Here is a 4,682-nt window from a genome sequence, read left to right on the forward strand (position 1 = left end):
CCACATGGCGCATGGCCCCGTGATAGGTCGGTGCAAACAGGAAGGCGATACCGGCATCATTGAGTGCCACAGCCTGTTGGGCGGGCGTGGCATCAAGGTTCACGCCCAGCGCGGCCAGCACATCAGAGGAGCCGGACTTGCTGCTCATGGCGCGGTTGCCATGCTTGGCAACACGTAGGCCCGCACCCGCCAGCACAAAGCTGGCAGCGGTGGAGATATTATAGGTGTGCGCGCCGTCGCCGCCGGTGCCACAGGTATCGACCACATCCTCGAACGGGTGATCCAGCGACAGGGCGGCGGCCCGCATGGCGCGGGCAAAGGCGGTGATTTCCTCGACCGTCTCGCCGCGAATACGCAGCGCGGTGACGGCAGCGGCGACCTGTGCAGGGGTCGGCTCGCCGCGCAGGCAGGCAGCAAAGAAGCCCTGTGCCTCGTCGCCGGTCAGGACTTGTCCGTCGACCAGCTTGCCCAGAAGCGGTTTGAAACTGTCCATGGCCCTAGACCATCGCCGTGCGCTTGATATTGGCAAAGTCGAGGAAGTTGCCGATCAGGTCGTGGCCGTGTTCGGTGGCGATGGATTCCGGGTGGAACTGAACACCGTGGATCGGGCGCGTCTTGTGCGACAGGCCCATGATCTCGCCGTCCTCGGTCCATGCGGTGACTTCGAGGCAGTCGGGCAGGGTTTCGCGTTTGACGGCCAGCGAGTGATAGCGGGTGGCCGTAAATGGACGCGGCAGGTCTTTGAACACGCCGCCGCCTTCGTGATGGATCAGCGAGGTCTTGCCGTGCATCAGCGACTTGGCGCGCACGACCTGACCGCCAAAGGCCTGACCGATCGACTGGTGGCCCAGACAGACGCCAAAGATCGGCATGTCCAGCGGTGCGGTTGTCAAAATAGGCAGACAGATGCCCGCCTGATCCGGATCACACGGACCCGGCGAGAGCAGGATGGCCTCGGGCTTAAGCGCAAGGGCTTCTTCTACCGTCAGGTCATCATTGCGGATGACGTGTGTCTGCGCCCCTAGCTGGGCCAGATAGTGGACGAGGTTGTAGGTGAAGCTGTCGTAATTATCGACGACGAGGATCATGGGAAGGCTTTTCGAAACGGGAGGTCGGCATACACTGTTATGCACAGCTTGGGCCGTAGAATGGGGTGAAGCAAGCGGTCGTTAAACATTCCGCGCGATGATGCAGCATCGCCATCGGAAGAAGTCCGCTGTGACCATCATTGAATCTATCCACGACGCTCGTCGTTTGCTCGAAGAATCGGGCAAGACCGAGCATTCAAAACCACCCGTGTATCTGGCTGCCGCTTTCGCGGCTGCCATGGGGTTATTGCTGTTCGGGACGGTGAATGCCGGTCCCGATCTACGACCTGACCAAACCGACATCACCAGAATTCCTTAGGAAGCGAAGTCGTCTGATCCCGCCAATCCCTTGGTGCTATGCGCCAAGGGTTGGTTGTGGGTGGTCGAGCTGAATCGCCATGCCTCACCGGCAGCCTTCATCGGGGCGCGGGCTTTTGCCAGCGTCTCGGCGTATTCGGCTGCGGGATCGCTATCGTTTACAACGCCTGCACCGGCCTGAACAAAGATGCGGTTGTCGGTGAACATGGCGGTACGCAGGACGATGCAGATGTCTGCCTCGCCATTGGCCGAGATGTAACCAACGCCGCCGCCATAGCCGACGCCGCGCTTTTGGGTTTCCAGTTCGTCGATGATTTCCATCGCACGCACTTTCGGTGCGCCTGAAAGCGTGCCTGCGGGCAGGGCAGCCAGAAGGGTGTCCACGGCATCCAGCTTGGGATCGGCAGTGCCGTTCACATTGGAGACAATGTGCATGACCTGGCTATAGCGTTCGACCACAAAGCTTTCGGTCACCTTGACCGAGCCGGGGATGGACACGCGGCCCACATCATTGCGACCCAGATCCAGCAGCATCAGATGCTCGGCCAGTTCCTTGGGATCGGCCAGCAGTTCGGCTTCCAGAGCCTTGTCCAGTTCGGGCGTTTCGCCGCGCGGGCGCGTACCGGCCAGCGGACGAATAGTCACGCGACCATCCTTCAGACGCACAAGGATTTCGGGGCTGGAACCGGCCAGCTGGAAATCGGCATAGTCGAGGAAGAACAGATAGGGCGACGGGTTGCCACGGCGCAGGGCGCGATAGAAGGCAAACGGGTCCTGCGACCATGGGGCCGAGAAGCGGTGTGCGAGCACGACCTGGAAGATGTCGCCCGCGACGATGTATTCTTTGGCCTTGGCGACCATGGCCGCAAAACCGGCTTCATCGACAGGCGACTGGAAGTCGGGCGCAGGGACAGGTTCGGCCTCGCGCTGGATCGGCATCGGGCTGCGCAGGCGGTCTTCGAACTCGTCGAGACGGGCCACTGCGGCGCGATAGGCCAGATCGGCGTCGAGGCTGGTATCGGCATAGGCTGCAGCTACCAGAATGATTTCGTGTTTGACCGAGTCGAAAATGGCCACCAGCGACGGGCGGGCCAGAACAGCATCGGCAAGGTTCAGCGGATCGGGATTGGCAGGGCCCAACGGCTCCAGCAAACGCACCATGTCATAGCCGAACACCCCGAACAGGCCCGCCGCCATCGGCGGAAGATCGGCGGGCAGGTCGAACTTGCTGGCCGCGATCAGGGCGCGCAGTGAGTCCAGAGCCGGAAGGGTTTCGGGGGTAAAGGTGTCGGTGAGGATGTCATCACCGCGCGCGATGTCTGCCTGTCCGTCACGGCAGCGCCAAACGGTATCGGGCGAGAGGGTGACGATGGAATAGCGGCCATTGACCGCGCCGCCTTCGACCGACTCCAGAAGGCTGGCATAGGGACGCCCGTGTCCAACCTTGAGGAAGGCCGACACGGGGGTCTCCAGATCGTTGATCAGGCGGCGGACCAGCAGCTGGGTTTGACCGGCTGCCAGTCCGTTTACAAACGCAGTACGCTCCGCACCGGCCATATTACTTGGCCGGAGCAGGGGCAGCCGGAGCTGCCGGAGCTGCCGGAGCGGCACCGGCAACCGGAGCTTCGATGCCCAGTGCGAGATAGGCTTCGGTTGCGTTGCTCTTGGCTTTGACCTTGGCCGCAGCGGCAGTCAGAGCGGTTTGAACAACTTCATTGCCCCATGCGGTGGCCAGTTGCTGGCCGATCGGGGCGACCAGAGCCGCCGCAGTTACCGGATTGGCAGCGTGGATCGCATTGACCTTGCCGATGACGAAGCCGTTTTCACCCGGGGTCGAGAAGGCTTGATCCTTGGCCGTCGAGAACAGACCGGTCAGGGCAGCAGCGCCGTGTGCCTGTTGGGCAGCAGCATCGCGGCTGACATTGGTGCGGACCATGACGGTTGCGTTGACCGAAGCGGCAACGGCCGTGATGTCTTCACCGGCGCGCAGACGGCCTGCCAGTTCGTCGGCCTTCTGGTTCAGCAGGCGCGAGTTTTCGCGGGCGATCCAGTTCTGGGTCAGCATCGGACGCAGTTCGTCCAGCTTGGGCAGAGCGGCTTCGCGCACATCGTCAACGCGCAGGGCGATGTATTCGCCTTCACCGGCGGTGATGACGTCGGACTCGCCACCCTTGGACAGGGCATAGGCGGTTTCGATGATGACCGGCGGCAGGCCATAGGGCTGGCCGTTCGGCAGTTGGCCCTGACGGGTGAACGGCGGCAGCTGGGCCAGACGGGCACCCGAGGCAGCCACGGCATCGGCAATCGACTTGCCAGCGGTGCGGGCGTCTTCGAAGGCTTTCACGCGCTCATAGGCCAGCTTCTGGGCGGCTTCGGCTTGCAGTTCGGTGGTCAGGTCGGCGCGTGCCGATTCAAAGGTTACGTCCTTGCCGCCCTGAATGCCGGTGACCTTGGCGACCGTAAAGCCGACAGCGCCCCGGATCGGATCGGTGACACCGGCAGCAGGCAGACCAAAGACAGCATCGGCAATCTTGGCGTCGCCAAGCGCGGTGCGCGGGGTGTTGTTGTACGGGGTCGGCTGGATACGGACCGAAGCGGCAACCTCGTTCACGTCCTTGCCGGCGCGCAGCTCGGTAGCAACCTTGTCGGCGGCTTCACGGGTCGGCACGGTCAGCAGGGTGAAGGTGCGCTTTTCAGCTTCCGACAGCGAGTCTTTGCGGAACTCGAAACGCTCGCGCAGTTGTTCCTCGGTGATGGCCGGACGCGCATCGTTCGGACCCGGGGTGAACAAGACCAGCGAAACAGTGCGGAATTCCGGAATACGCAGCTGGGCTTCGTTTTCCTTCATGAAGGCGTTCAGTTGTTCGTCGGTCGGGGCCTTGGCGCTACCGGCCATGGCTTGGGTGACCGTGAACCATGCACCGTCACGGGTTTCGGTCGCCGAGGCGGCAACGATGGCGGCATAGGCCTTAGGCAGGCGAACGCCCGATACCAGTGCCGTGCCGAAATGCTGGATCGTGTATTGGTCGCGCAGCTCGTGCTCGAACATCACCGTGCTGATGTTTTGTTGCGCCAGAGCCTGTTGGTACTGGGTCTGGTCAAACGCGCCGGTGATCGAGTTGAAGAAGGCCGGGATCTTGCGGATTTCAGCGACGATCAGGTCCTTGCCCGGACGGATGCCGACATTCCAGGCCCACTGGGCAAAGCCCATGCGCATGGTCTGTTCTTGCAGGTACTGCTCGACATAGCCCTCGGCAGCGATCTGCTCGAAGGTGA

Annotated in this window: 5 protein-coding genes; 1 reads left to right on the forward strand and 4 read right to left on the reverse strand. The window is 62.5% G+C overall.

Features of this window, described 5'->3' with window-relative positions:
• Both trpD and RSB01_RS13560 read right to left on the reverse strand, forming a co-directional pair.
• Positions 1 to 493, reverse strand: a 493-nt coding sequence (trpD, locus tag RSB01_RS13555; RefSeq protein WP_332625676.1) for an anthranilate phosphoribosyltransferase, incomplete at its 3' end; no start/stop codon positions are given.
• 4 nt (positions 494 to 497) lie between these two features.
• Positions 498 to 1,088 (reverse strand): aminodeoxychorismate/anthranilate synthase component II, encoded by a 591-nt coding sequence (locus tag RSB01_RS13560; RefSeq protein WP_332590548.1) that lies wholly within the window; start codon positions 1,086 to 1,088, stop codon positions 498 to 500.
• A gap of 130 nt (positions 1,089 to 1,218) precedes the next feature.
• On the opposite strand from RSB01_RS13560, the gene RSB01_RS13565 reads away from it, so the two are divergent.
• On the forward strand, positions 1,219 to 1,407 hold the full coding sequence (locus RSB01_RS13565; protein WP_332590549.1) for a hypothetical protein: 189 nt from the start codon (positions 1,219 to 1,221) through the stop codon (positions 1,405 to 1,407).
• Here the strand turns inward: RSB01_RS13565 and trpE are convergent.
• Together trpE and RSB01_RS13575 are read right to left on the reverse strand one after the other, a co-directional pair.
• Entirely contained in the window at positions 1,404 to 2,963 is a 1,560-nt protein-coding gene (gene trpE, locus RSB01_RS13570; protein WP_332590550.1) for an anthranilate synthase component I, read from the reverse strand. The two genes, RSB01_RS13565 and trpE, sit on opposite strands and share 4 nt — an antisense overlap.
• Before the next feature lies 1 nt (position 2,964).
• The coding region (locus RSB01_RS13575) for a peptidyl-prolyl cis-trans isomerase (protein WP_332625679.1) at positions 2,965 to 4,682 on the reverse strand (1,718 nt) is incomplete at its 5' end.

The organism is Brevundimonas sp. (assembly GCF_036659295.1).
GTDB lineage: Bacteria > Pseudomonadota > Alphaproteobacteria > Caulobacterales > Caulobacteraceae > Brevundimonas.

Bases quoted from the DNA above. Each gene is read 5' to 3' on its own strand.
- RSB01_RS13560 (WP_332590548.1), bottom strand. From the start codon at position 1,088: ATGATCCTCGTCGTCGATAATTACGACAGCTTCACCTACAACCTCGTC.
- trpE (WP_332590550.1), bottom strand. From the start codon at position 2,963: ATGGCCGGTGCGGAGCGTACTGCGTTTGTAAACGGACTGGCAGCCGGT.